Raw genomic sequence first — 473 nt, forward strand, 5'->3', positions numbered from 1 at the left:
CTGACAGGCGATGGATCGTTTTTGTAGAAGAGATATTAACGTTTAGCCAGAGGCGAGTCAAATCGTGGCAGTTCGTATTAACCTTATTTTTTCTATATTTCCGTGCCTATTCCACTAATTTCGCCATATTCTGCCAAAATCAGGTGAAAATTCCATCTAATTGGTTAATTAATTTTACTGATGAGTATGTACAATAAATTAACCTGCCGGATAAAAAAATCTAACATAAAAAAGTAAGCATAATGAACAACAACAAGGAATCACTGTACCTGCAAGAACGCGCCTATCTGCGGGAACTGGCTCAGCGTGTGGCGAAAGACTCACCGCATCTGGCGGATTTTCTGATTGCCTCCCATGATCCCGATATTACGCGCCTTTTTGAAGCCTTTGCCCTGTTGATTGCCAGTGTACGGGCTAAACTGGAGGACGAACTTCCCGAAATCACGCACGGGATCTTGTCGCGCATCTGGCCG

Annotated in this window: 1 protein-coding gene; it reads left to right on the forward strand. The window is 43.6% G+C overall.

The annotated features are described in order from the left end of the window. Positions 1-242: 242 nt before the first annotated feature. The coding region (locus tag AACS90_RS05070) for a type VI secretion system baseplate subunit TssF (protein WP_193757320.1) at positions 243-473 on the forward strand (231 nt) is incomplete at its 3' end.

The sequence above is a fragment of the Xenorhabdus sp. KK7.4 genome (assembly GCF_963876465.1).
GTDB classification, from domain to species: Bacteria; Pseudomonadota; Gammaproteobacteria; order Enterobacterales; family Enterobacteriaceae; genus Xenorhabdus; species Xenorhabdus stockiae.